Below are 1,103 nucleotides of genomic sequence, written 5' to 3' on the forward strand. Positions count from 1 at the left end.
CCACGCCCTCGTTGGGGACGAGGGAAGCCACACCCTCGTAGCTCCAGCTGTGTGTCGAAACCCACATATCTCAAAACCTTTGGGGTGGATGACGGCCAGAGCCGCGAATTCTTGTCCCGTGAGACGCAGGCCGGATGTTCCCTCGGGCGAAGTACACGCGACAAGTTTGCTCAGACGGGCGGCGAACCAAGTTTCCGCGGGCCCGTTCCCGCAGGAGGTCCTTTCAGCGGCCGGGTGTGTGTGCGCGAGCGCGACTATAGAACTCCGATCGCACCGGCGATGACCGTTCCCACCTCGGAAGGCGTCAATGCGGTGGTATCGATCACGCCGGCTTCGGCGCCTAGCCACCCACGGAACGCCTTGTCGTACCGGACGAGGTAGGCCAAACGGAACCCGGACGGACCCATCACCGTGTCTCCCATGATGCGCTCACGAAGTGTCTTCGTGTCGGTGTGGAGCAGGAAGTGTCGAACTGGAATGTCGTAGGCGGCGAATCCGTCGCTGATCTCGCGCCAGTACGCCTCAACCAAGACCGTCATCGGCATTATCAGAGTGCCGCCCGTGTAATCGAGAATGTGGCGGGCCGTCTCGACCACAAGAGGGCGCCACGGAGGCCAGTGCTGAAAGTTGTCTGTCTCGGGCAGCCCAGGGTGGACGTCCATCAACATCTCACCGACTTTCTCGGCATCGAACACGCGCGATCCTGGGATGAGCTCCTGCACGAGCTTGGCGGTGGTCGTTTTTCCAACGCCGTGAGTGCCATTCAGCCATATGATCACACGCCCATGCTAACGAAATGCCCGAGCGACGACCATGAAAGGCCTCTACGCCCAGCCGTCCCGCACGAGGTTCCTCCTGCGGGCATCTGGAGACGGTGATTCGTTGCGTCGAACTAGTGATCAAGTCGTGCGCTGTAGAGTTCTCCAACGAATCGTTCGCGAGGAACATTTGCGCTGAGTTTGTGGCCCTCCTGTCACTCAGAGTCCCAGCGCGGCTGCGCTGGGTGCGCACTTGTGTTACTCGGAAGGGATGGGGCGTTCGAGGATGAGTTCGTAGATAAGGTCGGTGGTCACGGTGCCGAGTTTTGCGAGTTGGACTGTGAT

At 60.5% G+C, this 1,103-nt stretch carries 1 protein-coding gene; it reads right to left on the reverse strand.

The features are described from left to right. Positions 1 to 254 precede the first annotated feature (254 nt). Entirely contained in the window at positions 255 to 779 is a 525-nt protein-coding gene (locus tag BMW72_RS18265; protein ID WP_092113190.1) for an AAA family ATPase, read from the reverse strand. Between the last annotated feature and the right edge of the window lie 324 nt (positions 780 to 1,103).

Source organism: Cryobacterium luteum (genome assembly GCF_900110125.1).
Classification (GTDB): Bacteria; Actinomycetota; Actinomycetes; order Actinomycetales; family Microbacteriaceae; genus Cryobacterium; species Cryobacterium luteum.